A 20,257-nucleotide genomic window follows, 5' to 3' on the forward strand; every position below is an offset into this window, starting at 1 on the left:
TTTCGCCGGCAACCCAGGGTGACCACTTTTTCGTACAATGGTGTACCCGCTATAATACTCCCTTCCAAAAACAAAAACCGTGCAGAGCATCGCTCTACACGGTTTTTTTGGCGCTTTCGACGAGTCGGCGGCACGTCTGGCGCTTGATCATTTTATGGGGGATGAGAATTTTTCGTGCCTCGATATTCGGGTGAAGAATTTTATCAATGAGCAGGTTCGCTGCTTCATAGCCGAGGCTGTAAATGTTAATGTCCACCGTCGTCATCGGCGGTGCCGAGAGCTCCGAGATCATGACATTATTGAAGCTGATGATGGAAATATCGTCCGGCACGTTCACTTCCATTTCGCTCAGCATGCGCATGACGCCGAACGTCATAATGTCATCGGCGACGATCAGTGCTGTCGGACGTTCACTCAGGCTCATCAGGTCGATAACAGCTTCCTGGCCACCTTCCTGCAGCTCCTCGTGAAAGACGATATAATCGTCGCACACCTCAATACCAGCGTTATTTAACGCACGGCGGTAGCCTTCCATATGGTCGATCGTCACGACGTAATCGAGGTTCCCGCCGACAAAAGCGATCCGCTTGTGACCGAGCAGCAGCAAGTATTCCGTTACTGTCTTCGCAGCTTTGAAGTTGTCGTTGTTCACGTAGGAAACACCACGAACTGTCTCGTCATACGGACGGCCGATCAGCGTAAACGGAAAGTTCTGCTCGTGTAAATACTTCATTACTTTGTCATTCACCTTTGAGTACAGCAGGATAATGCCGTCGACGCGCTTTCCTTGTACCATATGCTGCACTTCTTCGAATATCTCTTCATCCGACTGGCCTGTCGAGAGGTAAAGACCGTACTCGAGCTGGTGCGCCTTCGTACTGATGCCGCGGATAACCTCCGGGAAGAACGGATTTTGGAACGTTTTGTTTGCGGAGTTCGGCATGATGACGCCGATCGTTTTCGTCGTCTGATTCGCCAGGCTGCGGGCATTGAAGTTCGGGTGATAGCCGAGCTGCTTCATCGCTTCACGTACTTTATCTTTCGTCCGGTCGCTGATGCGGGGACTGTCTGAAATAACCCGGGATACGGTGGAAGGGGCAACGCTGGCAGCTTTGGCGACGTCTTTTATCGTTACAGTCATGGTCTTCAACCCCTTTTCTCTGTCTGTAAAAAACAGGTCTCGTTTCTTTCTATTGTAAAGGGTTTCACAAACATTTTGAATACCCTTTTCACATTACGCATGTCTTCTTCTCTACCCGTCCCCCGAAAGCTGGAAACGCAGCGTGAAAAAAGCGCTCCTCGGTTAACCTTTAAAAAAGGGGGAAGCAGGCGGCTGCCTCCTTCCCCACTGGTTGAACGGTTATCCTTTTGTTGCTCCGGAAGTCAGACCGGAGATCAGGTAGCGCTGCAGGAAGAGATAAACGAGCGCGATCGGAACCGCGATCAGAATCGCACCGGCAGCGAACCGGGTGAAGTTGTTCGCAAACTGGTCGTTTACAAAGTTGAACAGACCGAGTGCGAGCGTGAAGTTTTCCGGACTCCGCAGCACGATACGCGGCAGGATAAAGTCCATGAACGGGGCCATGAAGTTAAACAGCGCAACGACGGCGAGAATCGGCTTTGCAAGCGGCAGCATGATCTGGAAGAAAATCCGGAAATGTCCGGCTCCGTCAATCTTCGCCGACTCATCCAGTTCACGCGGAATCGTATCAAAATATCCTTTTACGAGGAAGGCGTTCATCGGAATCGCCCCGCCGACGTAAATGATAATCAAGCCGAGCAGGCTGTCGAGCAGGTTCACCGTGTTCAGAAGGATGTAAAGTGCCACCATCGCCATGAGAACCGGGAACATCTGCAGCAGCAGAAACGCGTAAAGGCCGTTTTTTCGTCCCTTAAAGCGGTAGCGGGAGAACGCATACGCTGTCAGGGCAATCATAAAGGTTGCGATAATCGTCACGGAAAAGGCAACAATCAGCGTATTTCGGTACCAGAGCAGGTAGTTACTGCGCGGGTCGGTAAACAGCCACGCATAGTGCTCAAACGTAATGTTATCCGGAATAATCGATGCGCCGTACACGCCGGTACCTGTGTTTAACGAGATACCGAGCGCCCAGGCGAGCGGGTACAAAATAATGACGAACATGATCGCGATAACCGTGTAGCTTCCGATCAGTTCAAGACGGTTAACCAGCTTTCTATCGAGAGGTTTCTTTGTTTTAGCAGCCATTTAGAATGTTCCCTCCTCTTTAAAGGAACGGGACCGGCGGAACTGGAAGAACGCGAACGATGCGACCAGCAGACCGAGAATAATCGAAATTGCCGCAGCCATGTTAAACTGCTGGTTTTCGAACGTAAGCCCGTAAATCCACGATATGAGTATGTCTGAGCCACCGGCGGTCTGGCCTCTGACGGCAGGTCCCCCCTGGTTGAACAGATAGATGATATTAAAGTTGTTGAAGTTAAACGAGTATTGCATGATCAAAAGCGGTGCCGTTGCAAACATCACGTGCGGGAACGTAATGTGGCGGAACTTCTGAATCCGGCTTGCGCCGTCGATGTCCGCTGCCTCGTACCAGTCGGCCGAAATACTTTGCAGCACGCCGGTAAAGAGAGCATAAACAAATGGGAAACCGAGCCAGACTTGAATCATAATGATCGCAATTCTCGTCCACGTAGCGTCAGTCAGCCACGGAATGCCGGTGCCGAAGATCGGCTGAATAATTCCCGTATTGATCGCCCCGAAGTTGTCATTAAACAACGCAGAGAAAATGATGATCGTCGTAAATGCCGGTACTGCCCAAGGCAGAATGAATACGGTGCGGATCAGCTTTTTAAACTTGATGCGTGGATCGTTGACGATCGTTGCCAAAAACAAGGCAAGCGCGATCTGCAGCGTCGTCGCGACAAACGTCCAGATCAGCGTCCAGGACAACACGTTAATAAATGTGTTGCGCCATTCGTTAATCGTAAACAGGTTTACAAAGTTTTGGAAACCGACCCATTCAAGCAGATTTCGCGGCGGTGCGTTGTATAAATTGTAGTTTGTGAATGCGAGAAATACCATAAACATAAGTGGGAAAATAACAACAAACACGAGGAGCAGCAGTCCCGGACCAACGAGCAGGTATGGAAACCCTGCGTCCCATGCGTTTTTAAATCCTTCGCGAATGTTCGGTACTTGCCAGCCTAATTGAATTCTCTTTGCGTCTTTCAGCGCGTCCTGAATGTTCAGGGCATAAAAAGCAATGAAAAAGGTCAGCAGGATGAGCGAGATGATTCCGTTACTAAGGAACACTCTCGAGTCGTCTTCACGCGGGACATCCCCGAGTGTGATCAGACCCTGCAGGCCGTTTGACATGAAATCAACTGCAGCAATCACAAAAGCTGCAAAGAGAATGAATAAGACCGCGCCTTTAATAAAGCGCTTGTTGTATGCCTGACCGAGTCCGGGAATGATGGACAAAAGAGCGGCTAAGGTCGGATTATGTTTCGGATTGACCACAATTGTATTTGGGTCACGTTCTTTTTTTGCAGCCATAGATGCTACCTCCAAATCTGAAAGAACAGAGGGCCGGACTGAGCCGCCCAGCCCTCCTGCTCTAAACTATTGTTGACTGATCGCGATCTGCTCGCGGATCTGCTCGACAGCTTCATCGAGTACTTCCTGCGGGTCATCTCCCTGGGAAATGAACTCCATTGCTTCCCCGATTGGATCCCACACCTGGGACATTTCAGGAATGTTCGGCATTGGCTCTGCGAATTCAGTCTGGTCGAAGATTGGTCCCATGAACTCGTCGTCGATTTCAACTGCTGTGTGCGCAGGCAGCTCGCCGGCTACTTCAAAATATGTTTCCGAGTTTTCTGCGTTCGTCAGGTAAAGCGCAAGCTCTGTTGCCCAGTACTCGTGTTCCGTGTAAAAGTTCACGAGCCAGCCTTTGTTTCCTGCGAACGAGCTGAGCGGCTCTCCGTCCTGTTCCGGAAGCGTGGATACAGCGAGGCTGTCGCCGAGTGCTTCTTCGTATTCAGGAATCGCCCATGGACCCGTTACGACCATGCCGACATCTCCGTCTGTGAAGAGGCCGTTCATGATGTCGCCGTCGATACCAGTCGGCATCAGGTCTTCTTCAAACCAGGACTGGATCGTTTCAGCGCCTGCTACGGCACCATCCGTGTTCAGTCCGATATCTTCCGGATCATAGACCCCATCGTCATCCTGTGCGAATACGTATCCGCCTTCAGCAGTCAGGAATGGGTAGGTAAAGTAGAAATTCGTTGCTTCCATAAGGAATCCGTACTGATCGCCGTCCGTCAGGTCACGTGCAACGTCCATCAACTCATCCATCGTTTCCGGAGCTTCTTCAACGAGATCCGTGTTATGGAAGAGTGCATATGTTTCGACGACTGCCGGAATGCCGTACTGAATGCCGTCAAAGCTGAATGATGTTACTGCTTCTTCGTTGTACTCGCTCAGACGCTCCTGCTGATCTTCTGTGAGCTCAAGCTCCGCTGCAAGACCCTGCAGGTGAATGTCACCAAGACGGTCGTGCGGCTGGAAGAAAAGGTCAGGTCCTTGTCCGGCCGGTCCGTCAAGAGACATACCCTCTGTCTGCTCGAGCATGGAGTAAGGTGTAATGCTTACTTCAATGCCGTGCTCCTCTTCGAATCCCTGTACGATTTCTTCGTATGCATCAAGCTGTGCTTCTTCATCGTTAACCCACATAGTGAGCTCTTCCGGCGGTTCTGGAGCGTCACCGTCAGCGGCTGCTTCTTCACCATCGTTTTCCGCGTCGTCCGCGTTGTTGTCCGTGTCTGCGTTGTTCTCTACGTTGTCCGCTCCGCCATTGTTTTCAGCACCGCCGTTGTTCTCAGCGTCGTCGCCGCCGCAGGCAGCAAGCATCAGTGCCGGTACAACTGCAAGCGTGACCAAGAGTGATTTACTTCTTTTCATTACCAGTTTCCCCCTTAAATGAATGTTGGAATAATGAAAGGTGGTGTCTCTATTTGTATGCCTGTTTGACAGCGCTTTACGTAATCGCTTGCATAGTCCCTGTAAAAAAGAACAGCGCTCGCCATCCGTAAGGCTTTGCTTCCGCCGGCATGACACAATTAAGACAACCGATTGCATAAGAAGTGAATACGCGATTCCCGACTGCGGAAACGTTAGTGAAATCGTTTGCATCACTTTCTGATTTCAATATACACGTTCCCTCGTTTAAATACAAGCTTTTTATGTGAAGTTTTTTGACTTCTTTGTTTACCTGCAAAAAGAGACTGCCTCTCAGGCAGTCTCTTTCTCTTTCGTATCAAGGCTTTCAGCCATTTCTTCAAGTCTGCTCACTTCGTTGGAAAGTTCGCGCTGCTGTACATACTGCACGCGGATGATTTCCTCCATCTCCCCTGTTCTGGAAAGCAATTCCGTTGCATGAGATGCCAGTTCTTCAGTATGCGATGCTGATTCTAAAAGCGCGCGCTTCATTTCTTCTACAGCGGATTTTACTTCCTGTTGCTCACGTGTTGCACGGCGGTTGCCCTCTTCTATTTTCCTGAAAGAAGCACCTGCAGCTTTTGTAGCGGATGACGCTTCGGCGATCTGCTCACTCAGCGCAGAAAATGTTTCACTCAGCGTAGCTGCATCCGTGCGCACCGTCATCAGTCCGCTGCCGGTTTCTTCCGCAAATGAAGCTGTTTGCTCCGACAAACGGCGGATTTCCTTTGCCACGACGGCAAAGCTTCTGCCTGCTTCTCCTGCTTTTGCTGCCTCGATAGATGCATTGATTGCCAACAGCTCCGTCTGCCGGTTGATGTCGCGAATGCCGTTTAAAAAAGCATCCATCTGTTCGAGATCCTGACTCATTTGCAGAGCGCCTGCAGCTGCGTCTCTGCTCTCGTGACTGACCTCGGCAACGATGGTTTCGACTTCCTCCATTGCATAGAGTCCGTCTGCAGACTCCTGCTGCAGCTCCTGCATAAACGCATGCAGCCGTTCCATTGATCCATTGACAGCATCTACAGACGACGACATTTGGCCAGCCGCGGCAGAAATCGCAGCTGTCTGGACAGACTGTGCCTCCATTTTTCGGTTGAGTGTGCGCGTATGCTGCTCCATATCGCCAGCTGCCGCACTTTGTCCGTGCGATCGCTCAGCCGCAGCGGCAGCTATTTGACGTACATCCCTTCCTGCCTCCCGGGAACGAGCCTGATAGGCGGCGAGTCCTGCCCCTAAACGGCCCAACGCCTCGTCAATCGAGCCGAATTCATCCTTTCTCGATGCTTGCTTATACGTTAAATCGCCATTTTCGAAGGCGCGAATCCGCTTCATAACATGAAGCAGACCCTTTGATATAGCCCGGGCAAACAAGCCAAGCAGAACGACCGGTACAAGAATCAAAATGAGCAGACCGCTCCAAGCAGCCGTTCCCGCCCCTTCAAGCGCCCCGTCAGCGGCTGCCTGAGCCGCTTCCCGATCCTCCTGCAGCACGGCTTGAATCCGTTCATCATACGCAGCCCGCTGCTCTTCTGTCCTTGTGACACCCGGCAGAACCCGGCTCGCCGTCTGTGCTGCTTCATCGCCTGTAAAGATGGTGGAGAAATACGTCTCGTAGTGAGCTTGATAAAGCGTCACCGGTTCTTCCATGAAGGACAAATAGTGAGCCAGATCGCCGTCACCGGCGTCGGCCTGCAGGGCATCGAGCAAGCTGGCGGATTCGACAAGCAGCTCTTCCATCCTGTCTGCGCCCTGCTCGCGCCAGCCGGTTTGAGAAAGCTGCAGCTGAATCAGGCTCAGCTCCTGTAAATGTCCGGATAAATCGTAATAATGCTGCTGAAATGCATCCAGTTCTTCCAGCTCTGCACTTTGAACGCTTGCCTCCGATATGTAAGTAAACAGTACGGCACCGGTCCCGGCACAAATGAGTACGAGCATCACGGTGAGCACATAGAGCCTCCTCACCAATCGCTTCTGTTTCATGCTATCCCCTGCTTTCCTCGACTTAGAGCATGCCCGCGAAAAGGTGCAATCGCTTGCATCATTGCTCTTTACTAGGAAGTATAGCATGTATCCGTTTGCAAATCTATGCTTTTATACCTAGAAACCACTTCGTCCTATAAGCCTTCGGTACTGACCGGGCGTCATTCCCTCGCGCTCTTTAAACAATCTGGAAAAATAGCTGACGTCCCGAAACCCGCTTTCCTCTGCAACAGCTTCCACATGATAGGAGCCGTGCTGCAAGAGCTCCTTCGCCTTTTCCAGACGTACGTGATGCAAGTACTGTTTTGGCGTGAGACCCGTCACTTTTTTCATCGATCTCGTTACGTAGTCCGGATGGTAGAGCAGCTGCTGGGCCAGCTCATCAATCCGTACACCCGCTTTATAGTGATTCTGAATATAGGCCATCGCTCTGCGTGCGACCTCCTGCGCGCCTGACGGAAGCTCCATCGCTTCCTTTTGCAAATAAATCAGGCAGTCAAAAAAACGGCTCTGGCGGTGCATCCTCATTTCCGGATCGTCTGACTGCTCCGCTGCAAGCAGATTTTCAAACACCGTCTGCGCCCGTTCCGGATATCCAAATGTGCCGGTCTGTCCGATTTGCAGCTGAAACTCATCCGGCGTTTGATGGGTCGCCTGTCTGCGGTATACCTGCGACCAGTCCGGCTTCGTCCCGTGCTTAACCGTAAACGGCGCATTCAGCTGGAAGTGTGCCCAGTAAAAGCTCGTATCCTCCTCGCACAGGCGGTAGCCGGCGTGATGCCTGTCCGGTACCAAAATGAGGTAATCACCTGGCTTCAGCTTAAATTCCTGCCCGGCTTCTTTCATATATAATGTCCCTTTTGTTACAAAGAGAAAATCAAACAGGTGAAAGGTGCGTGCAAAGTGCTTTGTCCCTTTCGCAAACATCCCTGCGCCTCCTTTTACATACGTAGGAAGCGGCGGCACTAATGTATGGATCATCGTCATCGTCATCTTCTCCTCTGGTCGGAAACGTTCAAGTTTAACCGGATTTGTCTCTATGCCAACTTGCTGTAATCAGCTAAACTGTACCACGTATGTAAACGGATTTGTACAATTCATTCCGATGATAACGGCTTCATGCGAAAACGCTGCTTCCGTTTAATAAGGAAGAAAGACAGATAGATTGTCCAGAAAGGAGGGTGCGGTATGTCGAAAAAACAAGCCGGGCAGATGACGCTGTTTGCTCTAACGTGGCCGATCTTTATCGAAATTCTGCTTCATATGCTGATGGGAAACGCCGATACGCTCATGCTGAGCCAGTACGATGACAACGCGGTTGCGGCGGTCGGAGTCTCCAACCAGCTTATGAGCGTCATTATCGTCATGTTTGGCTTTGTCGCAACGGGAACGACGATTCTCGTTGCGCAGTATCTCGGGGCCGGAGACCGGGAGCGTGCCGGGCAGACAGCAGTCGTTTCGATCGTACTAAACATCATCACCGGTCTCATGCTGAGCGCCGCACTTCTCTTTTTCGGCAGACCGATTCTCGGTGCAATGAACCTTCCGCCTGAGCTGATGGATATGGCGCTGATTTATTTGCAGATTGTCGGCGGCTTTGCGTTTGTGCAGGCGGTTATCATGACCGTCGGTGCTGTGCTGAAGAGCCATGGATTCACAAAAGACGTGATGTACGTCACGCTCGGTATGAATGTGCTGAACGTATTCGGAAATTTCATCCTGATTTTCGGGATGTTTGGTGCCCCCGAGCTTGGGGCAATGGGTGTCGCGATCAGCACAGCCGCTGCCCGCACAATCGGGACCGTGGTCCTCTTTGCACTGCTCGTCAGACGGGTGCGCGGCGAACTGCCGTGGAGCTACTTAACGGCGCGCTTTCCGAAACGGGACGTACGGGATCTGCTTAAAATCGGTGTTCCCACAGCGGGAGAGCACCTCGCCTACAACGGCTCTCAGGTCGTCATTACGATGTTTATCGCTTCCATGGGAACCGTCGCGCTGACAACACGCGTCTATACGCTGAATATCATCATGTTTACCCTGCTTTTCTCTATCGCCATCGGGCAAGGTACACAAATCCTCATCGGTCATATGGTCGGGGAAAAGCGCTTCGATGATGCATACAGGCGCTGCCTCAGAAGCCTGTCGATCGGTATCGGTGTTTCTACATTTGCAGCGATCACCGTCTACATCTTAGGTGAACAGATTTTCTCTATCTTCACCTCCAATCAGCAGATCGTCGAGCTCGGCATGACGTTATTGCTGTTGACGATTCTGCTGGAGCCGGGGCGGGCCTTTAATTTGATCGTCATCAACGCGCTCCGGGCCGGCGGCGATGTCCGCTTCCCGGTTTACATCGGGATCCTATCGATGTGGGGCGTGGCCGTAACCGTCTCGTATGGAGCCGGCATCTGGCTCGGCTTCGGCCTGGCCGGGATCTGGATTGCGATGGCGCTTGATGAATGGCTGCGCGGTCTGCTCATGCTCTGGCGCTGGCGCACGAAAAAATGGCAGAAAATGTCGTTTGCTGATAATCCCGCGGCAGAAACGGACGAACCGGTCCCCCAGACAGCTGGCAGCTGAAGACTGTATCATCTGTATCAGTTTTTAACGGAGTATATGAATGATACACACCGGCAATAAACCTCTCAATACCTCATAATGGAGCAGATAGCGGCGCAGTGGCACAGGCGCCGCTCTTCTGCGTCAGATACGGGGAAAGTTTTGACATTCCCCCATGATTCTGATTAAATGAAGAAGAATATGTGCATCATATTCGGACACTATTTTCTAAAGGGGGAATACGTTCATGAAAAAGGTTACATCCCTGTCAGCTCTCATGCTTTCCGGTGCTCTCGTCCTCGCTGCATGCGGTGACAACGACGGCGGCGGCAATACCGTGGATGAGAACACTGACAACGCGTCCGGCAACGTGAATGAGAACACAGAAACCGACCTCAATGACGATGACGGCGAAGAAGCAGACAACAATGCAGACAATGACGGCGGCGAAGCGTCCGGCGACATCAGCAACCTGCAGATGGGAACCGGCTCCACCGGGGGTACATACTACCCGCTCGGTCAGGAGATCGCGACTGTAGTGAACAACAACATTGAGAACTTCGATGATTTTGACCTCAGTGCCGTATCATCCGGTGCTTCTGTGGACAACCTCTCGGAAATCTTCCAAGGCAACTTTGATCTTGGTATGACGGTTCATCTTCCAGCAGTTGACGCTCTGACCGGCGACGGCGATTTTGAAGGCGTTGAAATCGACAACTTCGGTTTCATGGGCCATATTTACCCGGAAGTGATGCAGATCGTTATTCCTGCTGATTCCGACTTCGAATCTGTCGCTGACCTTGAAGGCGAACAGATTGCGATTGGACCACCAGGAAGCGGTACGCAGGCAGCTGCACGCCTCATTTTAGAAGCGTATGGTCTTGAAGACGGCGACTACGAAGCATTCGAAGAAGACTTCGGTGATGCACAGGGCCGTATCCAGGATGGACAGCTTTCAGCTTCCTTCGGTCTCCTCGGCCTTCCAGCCGGCGGTATTGAAGAGCTTGCTGCTTCTTCTGACATCGACCTCCTGCCGCTCAGCGACGAGGGTGTTGATTACGTTGAAGAAAACAGCGGCTATGAAGGCTTCGATATTCCTGCTGATTCCTATGACTTCCTTGAAGAAGACGTGCAGGCAATCACTGCCTTTGCGGTACTTGTAGGAAACACAGATACCATTGACGAAGATCTCGGCTATGAAATCACAAAAGCAATGTTCGAGTACGCGGACGAAATCGCGCATCCACAGGCAGAAAACATTACAGAGGAAAACGCTCTGAATGGTTCTGACGACCTGCCGATGCACCCAGGTTCCGAGCGCTACTTTGAAGAACAAGGCTGGCTCGACTAAAACAGCAAAGCGGTACGGAGACCGGACAGTTTCGTCCGGTCTCCTTGTTGCCGCCCTGCATAATCCTGTGCTCTGCCAGTTTTGGCGGAACAGCGACGAAAGAGCAGGAAAAACTTCCTGGCCTTTCGTCGGATGATATGCAGCATTGATTCAGATAAGTGAGGTGAGGTTTTATGGCGGATCAGCACAATGATCGCAATGATCAGGAACTGATGACTGAAAAAGAAAAAGAGGAGATGCTCGCCAAGTACGATAAGGAATCCTCCGTCCGTCAACGTACCGGTAAATGGGCGTGGGTGATTACCTTCATCGCTGTTTCCTTAACGATTTTCCATCTTTACCGGGCCTTTCCGCAGACAGGCGGTCCGCTCGTCTCTCTGATGCAGGGAGCGGTGCACCTCGGTACAGCAATGGGTCTTATTTTCCTTCTTTATCCATTTAAACGAAGCGGGTTAAAGAAACACGGCGTCCCTTGGTACGACGTCATATTCGCCTTTCTTGCCATGGGTTCGTGTTACTACATTTTATTCCGCTATGAGTGGATTACCGGCGCAGCGAGAATTGTCGGTTTTACTACCTATGATATAGCAGTCGCGACGATTGCGATCGTGCTGCTGCTTGAAGCAACCAGGCGTGCGGTTGGTCTTCCAATCGTCATTATTGGTACGCTTGCAATTGTGTACGGTATGTTCGGAACAAACATTCCATATTTTGGTCATGGAGGCTTTGACTGGACCGGTCTTTCCCGGCGGCTGTTCTTCTCGACAGACGCGATTTTCGGAACGCCGATTCAAATCTCCTCAACGTATATATACTTATTCTTGTTCTTTGGAGTCATGCTGACGAAAACAGGCGTCGGCCAGTACTTTAACGATCTCGCTTTTGGCATGACCGGGCGTTTCACGGGCGGTACGGCTAAAGCTGCTGTCGCGGCTTCAGCTATGCAGGGAACGGTAACCGGGAGCTCGGTTGCCAACACGGTTGCTTCCGGCTCGTTTACGATTCCAATGATGAAGCGCGCAAAATTCCGTCCCGAGTTTGCCGCTGCCGCAGAAGCATCTGCCTCCACCGGTGGACAGATTATGCCGCCGATCATGGGTGCGGCAGCTTTTATCATGGCGGAGTACGTGTCAGACGTCAGCTACAGTGACATTATTATCATCGGGATCATCCCGGCGCTGCTTTACTTCTCCGGGGTTTTCCTCGGCACGCATTTTGAAGCGAAACGGTACGGCATTCACGGTTTGCCGAAGGAAGAGCTTCCGTCCCGCAAAGGGCTCTTGAAAGGCTCCTACCTGCTCCTGCCGCTGATCGTGATTGTAACGATGCTCGTTAACGGCTTTACGCCGACGTATGCAGCTTTGACGGGTATCGGTACAGCCTTTGCCGTAAGTTATGTGCGCAAGGATACGCGCCTGATGCCGAAGGACATTCTGGACGCCTTTGAACAGGGTGCCCGCATTGCACTTCCGGTAATCGCAGCGTGTGCGACCGCAGGGATCATCGTCGGTACCGTCGTCTTCACCGGCCTCGGAGGCCGGATTGCGGGCGGACTGATTCAGATGGCAGGCGAGAACCTGTTCCTGCTTCTCTTCTTTACGATGATTGCCTGCATCCTGCTCGGTATGGGTCTGCCGACGACGGCGAACTACGTCGTAACAGCATCCATGGCCGCTCCGGCGCTGATCAACTTCGGGGTACCGGAGATTGCAGCACACTTTTTCGTCTTCTATTTCGGTATCGTGGCGGACATCACACCGCCTGTTTGTCTCGCGGCCTACGCGGGGGCCGGAATAGCCAAAGCGAACCCGATGAGGGCCGGGGTGAACGCCTTCAAGCTTGCAATCGCAGCCTTCATTATTCCGTACGTGTTCGTCTACAATCCGCAGCTGTTGCTTGTAGACGCCCAATTCGGAACGGTCGTTCTGTTGATTATTACATCAATGCTCGGCATGGCGGCTGTGAGTGCATCCATTATGGGCTACTTCTTCAATACGTTCCTGTTGTATGAACGGCTGCTTCTGTTTGCGGCCGGCATCATGCTCATCTATCCTGGTAACGTCATGATAGAGGGCGGCGGGCTCGTCATTTTCATTCTGATCGCTGTTCTCCAGACGATCCGGAAGAAGCGTGCAGCTAAAAAAGCATAATGGCATGATTAAAAAGCCGTTCCCGCACCATGCGGGAACGGCTTTCAGAGTGTTGATAAAGTCATTTCAGGTGAATGACTTTGCATTTGCCTGCATCTGCGGACACTCGCTTTCCGGAGGGAACGGCCTCAGCTAACCGCTTCTTCCTTTCGTCAGAAGCGCTGGATCTTCGCCTCGTTCTGATCCTCTCGGAGTCGAGTTTCCTCCGATTTAGCAGCTGGCTGTCCGGTTAAAACCCTGGTGATGATTCACACGAGCTTGTTCCATCTAGAGGGAACCTTTCGTTAGGCAGCGCTTCGATGTCGAATCGGGATGAAACGTTTTTCTCCATCAAACAAATTAATCTCCCCTTTGTGTCCGGCGGGGACGCCTGTGGAATTAGCGCAGCCTGAAGATCCTTTCTCAGAGGTTTATCCTGAGAAATAGCTGAAGGCAAGCCCACGGCAAGCTACCGCCGGTAAACAGAGGGGAAAGTCAATCAATCGAATAAACATGTAAATAAATTGACTTTATCAACAGCCTGAAAAGCCGTTCCCGCACCATGCGGGAACGGCTTTTGCGTGCCTTTTCTTCAGAAAATGTTTCCATACGAGAGCAACCCTTGTCTACTTTCCGCCGTCGTGAAACACGTCGAACGTTTCCCAGAGTGATTCAAGCTCCTCCAGGCGCCGGGCAACTTTGTCATGCTCAGCCCGGGTTAACGCTGTGATGAGGGCGCTCGCTACACTCATCGGAGCTGCGAAGGAATCAATGAAGGAATTGATTTCGGTTGCAGTGATCAAATGCTTATTTCCGTAAGGATAGAGCGGACTGAGCAGATGATCTGTCATCACAATCGTATTCGCCCCCCGCTGCTTGACGTACTTCATCACTTCGACCGTCCGCTTTGTGTAGCGGGCAAAGCCGAGGCCGATGACGACATCGTTCTCCGTGATATCAAGCAGATGCTCCGACACCCCGTCCGCTTCCTCGATCAGCTCGGTGTTCTGTAAAACGAGATCCAGATAAAACGCTAAATACGAGCCAATGCTCGCAGCGCTGCGATAGGCGACAATATAAATGCGGTCTGCCTCAATCAGATTTTTCACAATCGCTTCAAATTCTGCCGGGTCCACCTGCTCGGTCGTAGCCTGCAGGTTCTGCATGTCGTCGTGTAGAATCTCTGTAATCGTCTCCTGCGATGCTTCTTTGCCGGACGTCGTCCGTTTCAGCACTTCAGCGGACGTATATTTTTTCGTGAGCGCTTCCTGCAGATGGCGCTGCAGGTCAGTATAGCCTTTATAACCTAATACCGTCGCAAAGCGGATCACCGTTGCTTCCCCTACTTCTGCATTCTGAGCCAGACGGCTCGCAGTGAGAAATGGTGCGGATTCCCGATGCTCGACGAGGTAGCGGGCAATTTTTTTATGGGATTTACTTAAATCCTCCTGGGCACGGCTGATGCGTGCGTATACATTCATATCAGTCATAGGCGGCACCGTCCTTCCTTTTCTTAGTGTAAATCAAACTCCTCCTCTCTGCCAGCCGGCACATGGAGAAATCGCTTTCAGAATGAATGATTCCCTCCACCTTTATCAAAATGAAAAGGATATCATCCATTTTTGACCAATTTTTACCTTTATGTTTAAATGAAGATACATCATGGAAAAAAGGAGAGATGCACGATGGCGCAGCCGAAGTACATTATGAATATTGAAAAGGTGCCGCACCTGTCCGACGAGGAAAAGGCCAAGCTGAAGCAGATCACAGAAAAGTTCGTCTTCCGCGTGAACGAATATTACCTTGGACTCATCGACTGGGGCGACCCGCAGGATCCGATTCGTAAGCTCGTCATCCCGAACGAGGGGGAGCTGGAGGAATACGGCCGCTGGGATGCATCAGATGAAGACACGAACTACGTCGTACCAGGCTGCCAGCATAAATACGACCAGACGGCTCTCTTAATCGTTTCTGAAGTTTGCGGAGCTTACTGCCGTTACTGCTTCCGCAAGCGTCTGTTCCGTAATGACATTAAAGAAGCCATGTCGGATGTTTCACCGGGAATCGAGTACATCCGCAACCATCCGGAAATCACGAACGTGCTGCTGACAGGCGGAGATTCGCTTATTCTTGCCACGCGCAAGCTGCGTAAAATCATCGAGCAGCTCCGCGAAATTCCGCACGTAAAAATTATTCGTCTCGGTTCGAAAATGCCGGTCTTTAACCCGATGCGCATTTACGAGGATGAAGATCTGCATGAGCTGATTCGGGAATACTCCACGCCGGAGCAGCGCATTTACGTCATGGCACACATCAACCACCCGCGTGAAATCACGCCGGAAGCGAAGAAAGGCTTTGAGGCGCTTCACAACGCAGGAGCGATCGTCGTCAATCAGACGCCGGTACTGCGCGGCATCAACGACGATCCGGAAGTACTTGCAGAGCTGCTCGATAAGCTTTCCTGGGCCGGCGTAACGCCGTACTACTTCTTCATCAACCGTCCGGTAGCCGGCAACAACGACTTCGTGCTCTCCTTGAAGGAAGCATACGATGCCGTCGAGCAGGCAAAAGCGAAAACGTCCGGTCTCGGCAAGCGTGTGCGTCTTTCCATGAGCCATACGTCCGGAAAAATCGAAATTCTGGCGATCGAAGACGGAAAAGCTTACTTGAAGTACCACCAGTCCCGCGACAACCAGTACGGTAAATTCATGGTGCTTGACTGTCCGGATGATGCTGCCTGGTTTGATGATTTGCCAGGAAACGAAGCACACTGGGAGCCGCCAAAGAAGAAATGGGAAGAGTTCACAGGTGCCAACGAAAAAATCAAGCAGAAAGAAACAGCCGAACAGCTGTAGGCTGACCGACACAAAAAAGACCGTTCCGGACGAGCTTCAGCTCCGGGACGGTCTTTTTGCAGGGATGTGACACGTATAGTGATGCAGTTTATCCTTCATTCCGTTCCAGACGATCGATTCGACAGCGTGCGGCACAAATCCGTTGCGCTCCAGCACTTTTACTGACGCCGGATTCGTTACAGTTGCTCGTGCGGTCACGGTCGTCAGGCCTATGTCTGCAGCTTCGTTGAGAAGCAGTGCCAGTCCGGCAGTTGCCGCTCCGTTCCCAGCCGCAGCTGCGCCGATCCGGTACCCGGCTTCCGCAGTGCCTTCCCCGGTGATGTTCGTCAGGTTCATCCGGCCGATGAGCGTCTCCCCTTCATAGTACAAGTAGTAGCGGTCTTCGCCCCGTTCCTGTTCAGCGAGAAGCTGCTGAAGCCGTTCGCTGAACACCTCGGGACGATAAAAATCGTCTCCGCGCGACGGGATAAAGGCTTCAAAATAGGCGCGGTTTTTTCGTTCAAACTCGTATAATACTGCCTCTGCCGATGCATGCAGCAGCTTTAGCTGACGGGTCATACGTGTTCCTTCTTTCGTATACATCATCAAAAACATGACTTTTTTCCTGTAATAGTCTGATACAATAGGAAGATATCCAACGACAGGAGGCGTTCGTATGCGCAATTGGACCTGGCTGCTCCTCGCTGCGGCATGCAGCGCTGATGAGCCGCCTGAAGAGCAGCCGGTAAACGAACAAACGTCCATTTCCATTGAGCCGCTCCACATGACGCACGTAGAATCGGTGAAGGGCGGGGACGGCGTCGACGTTCATTTTCTGCTCGAACATACAGACGAACGGCCGCTTCTGGAAGCGGACTATGAATTCGACTTCCCGGATCTTGTCTGGGATGATGCGGATGTTCCCTACCGCCTGATCGATTCTGAGATCAGCAGGGAGGGACTGGAAGAGCATGAACTTTCGCTGACGCTGACCCTTTCCCCTCCTCCGCCGGAGGCTGAGGGATACATCCACGTGCCCTTTTACGTGACGCCTGCCGTGTATGCAGACGGCTATACGTTTTACATTGAAGCGGAGGATACGCCGGTCCGGCTGGGCGATATTCAGCTGAGCGGACTGGAGCAGGATGCCACGTCGCTCCAGTTTGTGCTTGAGGACAGTCATCTGCAGGCCCGCCAGGACACCGCTCAGTATCAATTCAGGCTTTTTGACGAAGACGAGTACGTTTATCCTGTCTTCTCAAGTGTCGAGCCTTACAGCGGCCGGGCAGAGCTGACGTTTGCCTCCGAACAGGAGCTGCCGATCCAGCTCGAACTGGAACGATTTCCAGCGTCGCTTCCCGTATGGCGCTTCTCCTTCACTGTACCGCTTACATAGTACGTTCCTTCCCATGCAGCCGCTGCCAGGCGGCTGCTTTTTCGCGCAGATGAGTAAGCATGTCCGCGCGCTGCTCGTCTGAAGCCTGAATGACATCCCCGAAATGAACGACATCCATCAGTTGGAGACCGACAAAGGAGAGCAGGTGCTTGTCGAGACCTTCTACCACATTATCGTACAGGCCTTCCTCATGAAACACATCGGGCGGCGTTCCGGTCGTAAACACGAGCGATGCTTTGCCTGAGAGCTTCGGCACCGGCTCTTCCCCTTTAAGCTCATAGGCAGCCCCATAAGCGAAGACCCGGTCAATAAATCCCTTGCCGGCAGCGGGGAAGCCGCCCCACCAGAGCGGAAACATAAAGATGACGTGATCTGCAGCCTGCAGATCTTTTGCAGCTTCGGCCACGTCGGCTTCATATTCCCCTTCCATGCTGCGCTTGTATTCCTTATGCGTTAAATGCGGATCAAACCCATCTACGCCGGGACGGTACAAGACGGCCTCCGGTATTTCCTCCAGCACCTGGGCGAGCATCGCCCCGTTTAAGCTGTCTTCTGTCGGGTGCATATAAATGACCATTACAGACATAACGAAATCTCCTTTCAACTGTCCTTTTACCATCAGCAAAGCCTGACGCGAAAGATTCACGCCAGGCTTTCGTACGTGTCAGGCAGGCTTCATCAGCGGGCGTCCGAAAAAGTATCCCTGTACGAGATCCACGATCGGTTTTAATGCTTCGTATTCCTCAGGCCGTTCAATTCCTTCTGCAAGCAGCAGCGTTCCCTGCGCAGCAGCCGTTTCCTTCAGTTTTTTAATGTAGGCAATTTTCTCCGGATGCTGATCGCAGTGATCGACGAGCGAGCGGTCTATTTTGGCATAGTCCGGCTTCAGCTTTTGCAGCACTTCAAGCGTGGCATGTCCGCTGCCCACATCATCCAGTGCCACGTGTACGCCGGCTTTTTTGTATTCATCGAAAATAAACTGCAGGTGATTAATGTCTTCAATCTTCTCTGTCTCCACTACTTCAAAGACGAGATCATCAGCCTGCACCCCGTACTCTCTCACTGCTTTAAACGTGCTCTGCAAACAGTGGCGGGGATCATAGATAGACGACGGGAGAAAGTTAATGAACCGCTTCATGCCGTTTTCAAGCATGTGAGCACCGGTGCGGATCGCATTGATGCGCGCCTGGCTATCGAGCATCGACTGCAGACCCGATCGCTGGGAAAACGCGAATAACTCGCCCGGTGAAAATGGAAACAGCTTGCTGTTCGGCCTCAGCAGAAACTCATAGCCGAACGGTTCGCCGGTTGCTGTATCAATGACAGGCTGCATAAACGATTGAAACAGCCGCTCCTGAATAATCTTCACAAAGATTGGATGTTTCACCTGCTCAAACAATTCGTAGTAGGAGAAATCATTTCCCGGAAAATGCTTGCTGCCCGTATCCGTCATTAAGCTGCCTCTAAGGCGCCCGAGCTCTTCTTCCGGAAGGATATTCTCGGTTCTGAACAAATGTTTCTCCAGGTTATCCCAGGAATCGTATGGGATAAACAACCTGCCCTGCTTTGACATTTCTGCTCCGTACTTTTTAAAAGATCGGTGCAGCGTTTCCGTTACTCCCGGTTCTATACTGGAGAGGATCAGTCTCCCGCTCTCATCGAGCGGAATTTTACCCTGACAGATTTGACACGTTTCCATATGCTGAGCCACCAACTTTCTGTCCATTCGTTTTCTCTTCCTTTCCCCTACTTTTAGTTCTAAAAACCTACAAAAGGAAGCTTACTTCCTTTATCGGTTAATCTCGTCTCCATTTATAGTCTAATCGCCTCAGGATTTCTGGCTCTGCCTGTTGGGCAGCTTCCAGCATATCCTGCAGAATCCGCTTTTGCAAATCCCCCCGCCCCGGCTGTCCGAACGTACGGCCAAGCGGAAAGCGGATGTGTAGAGCACGAGGTGCATGAACCTTTTCCGTAAGTTCTGGAAAATGGGTCATCGACACAGTCGGTATGCCTTCTTTTTCAATTTCTTTCTGAATCAGCCCCACGGACTGATGGCAGATATATCAGCCGGGTGACAGCAGCACGACATCGGGCTTATCCTGACGCAGCGTCTTCATGATCTCCGGCACGCTTTCCTTTAACAGCTTATCGGTACGCGGGATGTATCCCATCATGCCGAAATTCGTCGGTGATACTTCCTTGATCACGCCTTCTAAAGCAAGCGACCGCAACGCATCGATCGGAAACACGGTGTTGATATCTTCTTCCGCTGCTTTCGTGTCGTAGTGTGTGTGGGTCACCGTCAGCTTGCTCGTTTCCGCATCCGCCGGCAGGAGTCGGACGCTCCAGTCGCCGGCATCCACGTCAAACGGCTTATCGGATTTCAGATGCACGCCCGCTGTTGTTAAAAACGCGACGCGCCATTCTTCCGGCTTCGTCTTGATCGAAGCAGGCGCCACTCGTTCACCGCCGTACTTTCGGATCGATCTCGCTGCAATCTTACGAAACACCCATTCCTTCAACTTGTGTATCATCAGCTTGTCACCTCTGCCATTCCTATACCCCGGAGCAATGAAATTCTAACCGGATTGATGGATCTATACACGGAAGGAAATATCTGCTATGATGCTTGTACAATGCTGAATTTTCAGACAATAGAAGGAGGATGAACAGATGGTATTAACGCATGAAGAGGTAAAGGCTAACATTAACGAAGCAGACGGCTGGAAGCTTGAAGGGGACGACTGGATTATGAAATCGTACACGCTCTCATCCTATCCGAAGGCGATTCAGTTCGTGAATGCCATTGCCGACATTGCGGAAGACCGCCAGCATCATCCCTACACAATCATCGACCATAAAAACGTCACGCTGAAGCTCTCGACAATCGACGAAGGCGGTCTCACTCAAAAGGATTTCGAGTCGGCGCACGCCTATGATAAGCTGTTTGACCGTTACAGCTGACGGTTTTCCTCTTTCCGCTCCCGATTCTCCGTGCTAAAATAGAGGGAGCCGAAATAA

The 20,257-nt window shown here is 51.7% G+C and carries 18 protein-coding genes; 6 read left to right on the top strand and 12 right to left on the bottom strand.

Translation table 11 applies throughout. From position 1 onward, the window contains the following. Positions 1 to 94 precede the first annotated feature (94 nt). The 6 genes from ACFO4L_RS12310 to ACFO4L_RS12335 form a co-directional block, all read right to left on the bottom strand. Entirely contained in the window at positions 95 to 1,141 is a 1,047-nt protein-coding gene (locus tag ACFO4L_RS12310) for a LacI family DNA-binding transcriptional regulator (protein ID WP_168005111.1), read from the bottom strand. Positions 1,142 to 1,360: 219 nt separating this feature from the next. Continuing rightward, positions 1,361 to 2,227, bottom strand: coding sequence for a sugar ABC transporter permease (locus ACFO4L_RS12315; RefSeq protein WP_377909975.1), 867 nt, complete (start codon positions 2,225 to 2,227; stop codon positions 1,361 to 1,363). Next, positions 2,228 to 3,538, bottom strand: coding sequence for a sugar ABC transporter permease (locus ACFO4L_RS12320; RefSeq protein WP_377909976.1), 1,311 nt, complete (start codon positions 3,536 to 3,538; stop codon positions 2,228 to 2,230). It abuts the gene before it with no gap. A 66-nt stretch (positions 3,539 to 3,604) separates the two neighbouring features. Further along, positions 3,605 to 4,948 carry a sugar ABC transporter substrate-binding protein gene (locus ACFO4L_RS12325; RefSeq protein WP_377909977.1) on the bottom strand — a complete coding sequence of 448 codons (1,344 nt, stop codon included), beginning with the start codon at positions 4,946 to 4,948 and terminating at the stop codon, positions 3,605 to 3,607. A gap of 330 nt (positions 4,949 to 5,278) precedes the next feature. After that, the gene (locus ACFO4L_RS12330; protein ID WP_377909978.1) at positions 5,279 to 6,967 is read right to left on the bottom strand and encodes a methyl-accepting chemotaxis protein; all 1,689 of its coding nucleotides are present in this window, start codon (positions 6,965 to 6,967) and stop codon (positions 5,279 to 5,281) included. Positions 6,968 to 7,084: 117 nt separating this feature from the next. Next, entirely contained in the window at positions 7,085 to 7,954 is an 870-nt protein-coding gene (locus ACFO4L_RS12335) for a helix-turn-helix transcriptional regulator (protein ID WP_377909979.1), read from the bottom strand. Between the two features lie 201 nt (positions 7,955 to 8,155). On the opposite strand from ACFO4L_RS12335, the gene ACFO4L_RS12340 reads away from it, so the two are divergent. The 3 genes from ACFO4L_RS12340 (at position 8,156) to ACFO4L_RS12350 (ending at position 13,027) form a co-directional block, all read left to right on the top strand. Then, a complete protein-coding gene (locus ACFO4L_RS12340; protein ID WP_377909980.1) occupies positions 8,156 to 9,547 on the top strand; it encodes an MATE family efflux transporter in 1,392 nt (463 codons plus the stop codon). A 226-nt stretch (positions 9,548 to 9,773) separates the two neighbouring features. Next, on the top strand, positions 9,774 to 10,877 hold the full coding sequence (locus ACFO4L_RS12345) for a TAXI family TRAP transporter solute-binding subunit (RefSeq protein ID WP_377909981.1): 1,104 nt from the start codon (positions 9,774 to 9,776) through the stop codon (positions 10,875 to 10,877). A 173-nt stretch (positions 10,878 to 11,050) separates the two neighbouring features. Continuing rightward, positions 11,051 to 13,027: a TRAP transporter permease gene (locus ACFO4L_RS12350; protein WP_377909982.1), complete on the top strand. Its 1,977-nt coding sequence runs from the start codon at positions 11,051 to 11,053 to the stop codon at positions 13,025 to 13,027. Positions 13,028 to 13,632: 605 nt separating this feature from the next. On the opposite strand, the gene ACFO4L_RS12355 is transcribed toward ACFO4L_RS12350, so the two are convergent. After that, positions 13,633 to 14,496 carry a MurR/RpiR family transcriptional regulator gene (locus tag ACFO4L_RS12355; protein WP_377909983.1) on the bottom strand — a complete coding sequence of 288 codons (864 nt, stop codon included), beginning with the start codon at positions 14,494 to 14,496 and terminating at the stop codon, positions 13,633 to 13,635. A gap of 195 nt (positions 14,497 to 14,691) precedes the next feature. Here ACFO4L_RS12355 and ACFO4L_RS12360 point away from each other — a divergent pair, with 195 nt between their 5' ends. Then, entirely contained in the window at positions 14,692 to 15,861 is a 1,170-nt protein-coding gene (locus ACFO4L_RS12360; RefSeq protein ID WP_377909984.1) for a KamA family radical SAM protein, read from the top strand. 36 nt (positions 15,862 to 15,897) lie between these two features. Here ACFO4L_RS12360 and ACFO4L_RS12365 read toward each other — a convergent pair whose 3' ends face one another. Next, complete coding sequence (locus ACFO4L_RS12365; protein WP_377909985.1) at positions 15,898 to 16,419, bottom strand: GNAT family N-acetyltransferase; 522 nt, start codon at positions 16,417 to 16,419, stop codon at positions 15,898 to 15,900. 97 nt (positions 16,420 to 16,516) lie between these two features. Here ACFO4L_RS12365 and ACFO4L_RS12370 point away from each other — a divergent pair, with 97 nt between their 5' ends. Further along, the gene (locus tag ACFO4L_RS12370; RefSeq protein ID WP_377909986.1) at positions 16,517 to 17,236 is read left to right on the top strand and encodes a hypothetical protein; all 720 of its coding nucleotides are present in this window, start codon (positions 16,517 to 16,519) and stop codon (positions 17,234 to 17,236) included. Here ACFO4L_RS12370 and ACFO4L_RS12375 read toward each other — a convergent pair. The 4 genes from ACFO4L_RS12375 to ACFO4L_RS12390 form a co-directional block, all read right to left on the bottom strand. Continuing rightward, a complete protein-coding gene (locus ACFO4L_RS12375; RefSeq protein ID WP_377909987.1) occupies positions 17,229 to 17,822 on the bottom strand; it encodes an NAD(P)H-dependent oxidoreductase in 594 nt (197 codons plus the stop codon). The two genes, ACFO4L_RS12370 and ACFO4L_RS12375, sit on opposite strands and share 8 nt — an antisense overlap. A 78-nt stretch (positions 17,823 to 17,900) precedes the next feature. Next, positions 17,901 to 18,962, bottom strand: coding sequence for an EAL domain-containing protein (locus ACFO4L_RS12380; protein ID WP_377909988.1), 1,062 nt, complete (start codon positions 18,960 to 18,962; stop codon positions 17,901 to 17,903). 70 nt (positions 18,963 to 19,032) lie between these two features. Then, the gene (locus ACFO4L_RS12385) at positions 19,033 to 19,236 is read right to left on the bottom strand and encodes a hypothetical protein (RefSeq protein WP_377909989.1); all 204 of its coding nucleotides are present in this window, start codon (positions 19,234 to 19,236) and stop codon (positions 19,033 to 19,035) included. A gap of 63 nt (positions 19,237 to 19,299) precedes the next feature. Continuing rightward, on the bottom strand, positions 19,300 to 19,770 hold the full coding sequence (locus ACFO4L_RS12390) for a glycine/sarcosine/betaine reductase selenoprotein B family protein (RefSeq protein ID WP_377909990.1): 471 nt from the start codon (positions 19,768 to 19,770) through the stop codon (positions 19,300 to 19,302). A 139-nt stretch (positions 19,771 to 19,909) separates the two neighbouring features. Between ACFO4L_RS12390 and ACFO4L_RS12395 the strand changes: the two genes are divergently transcribed. Beyond that, on the top strand, positions 19,910 to 20,200 hold the full coding sequence (locus ACFO4L_RS12395; RefSeq protein WP_377909991.1) for a 4a-hydroxytetrahydrobiopterin dehydratase: 291 nt from the start codon (positions 19,910 to 19,912) through the stop codon (positions 20,198 to 20,200). The last annotated feature ends 57 nt before the right edge of the window (positions 20,201 to 20,257 follow it).

Source organism: Bacillus daqingensis, assembly GCF_042654445.1.
Lineage (GTDB): Bacteria > Bacillota > Bacilli > Bacillales > Salisediminibacteriaceae > Alkalicoccus > Alkalicoccus luteus.

Excerpts from the sequence above, each read along its gene's own strand:
- ACFO4L_RS12330 (WP_377909978.1), bottom strand. The coding sequence starts at position 6,967 with ATGAAACAGAAGCGATTGGTGAGGAGGCTCTATGTGCTCACCGTGATG.
- ACFO4L_RS12370 (WP_377909986.1), top strand. The coding sequence starts at position 16,517 with ATGCGCAATTGGACCTGGCTGCTCCTCGCTGCGGCATGCAGCGCTGAT.
- ACFO4L_RS12345 (WP_377909981.1), top strand. The coding sequence starts at position 9,774 with ATGAAAAAGGTTACATCCCTGTCAGCTCTCATGCTTTCCGGTGCTCTC.
- ACFO4L_RS12365 (WP_377909985.1), bottom strand. The coding sequence starts at position 16,419 with ATGACCCGTCAGCTAAAGCTGCTGCATGCATCGGCAGAGGCAGTATTA.
- ACFO4L_RS12315 (WP_377909975.1), bottom strand. The coding sequence starts at position 2,227 with ATGGCTGCTAAAACAAAGAAACCTCTCGATAGAAAGCTGGTTAACCGT.
- ACFO4L_RS12340 (WP_377909980.1), top strand. The coding sequence starts at position 8,156 with ATGTCGAAAAAACAAGCCGGGCAGATGACGCTGTTTGCTCTAACGTGG.
- ACFO4L_RS12355 (WP_377909983.1), bottom strand. The coding sequence starts at position 14,496 with ATGACTGATATGAATGTATACGCACGCATCAGCCGTGCCCAGGAGGAT.
- ACFO4L_RS12395 (WP_377909991.1), top strand. The coding sequence starts at position 19,910 with ATGGTATTAACGCATGAAGAGGTAAAGGCTAACATTAACGAAGCAGAC.
- ACFO4L_RS12350 (WP_377909982.1), top strand. The coding sequence starts at position 11,051 with ATGGCGGATCAGCACAATGATCGCAATGATCAGGAACTGATGACTGAA.
- ACFO4L_RS12325 (WP_377909977.1), bottom strand. The coding sequence starts at position 4,948 with ATGAAAAGAAGTAAATCACTCTTGGTCACGCTTGCAGTTGTACCGGCA.
- ACFO4L_RS12320 (WP_377909976.1), bottom strand. The coding sequence starts at position 3,538 with ATGGCTGCAAAAAAAGAACGTGACCCAAATACAATTGTGGTCAATCCG.
- ACFO4L_RS12390 (WP_377909990.1), bottom strand. The coding sequence starts at position 19,770 with ATGATACACAAGTTGAAGGAATGGGTGTTTCGTAAGATTGCAGCGAGA.
- ACFO4L_RS12375 (WP_377909987.1), bottom strand. The coding sequence starts at position 17,822 with ATGTCTGTAATGGTCATTTATATGCACCCGACAGAAGACAGCTTAAAC.
- ACFO4L_RS12380 (WP_377909988.1), bottom strand. The coding sequence starts at position 18,962 with ATGGACAGAAAGTTGGTGGCTCAGCATATGGAAACGTGTCAAATCTGT.
- ACFO4L_RS12335 (WP_377909979.1), bottom strand. The coding sequence starts at position 7,954 with ATGACGATGATCCATACATTAGTGCCGCCGCTTCCTACGTATGTAAAA.
- ACFO4L_RS12360 (WP_377909984.1), top strand. The coding sequence starts at position 14,692 with ATGGCGCAGCCGAAGTACATTATGAATATTGAAAAGGTGCCGCACCTG.
- ACFO4L_RS12310 (WP_168005111.1), bottom strand. The coding sequence starts at position 1,141 with ATGACTGTAACGATAAAAGACGTCGCCAAAGCTGCCAGCGTTGCCCCT.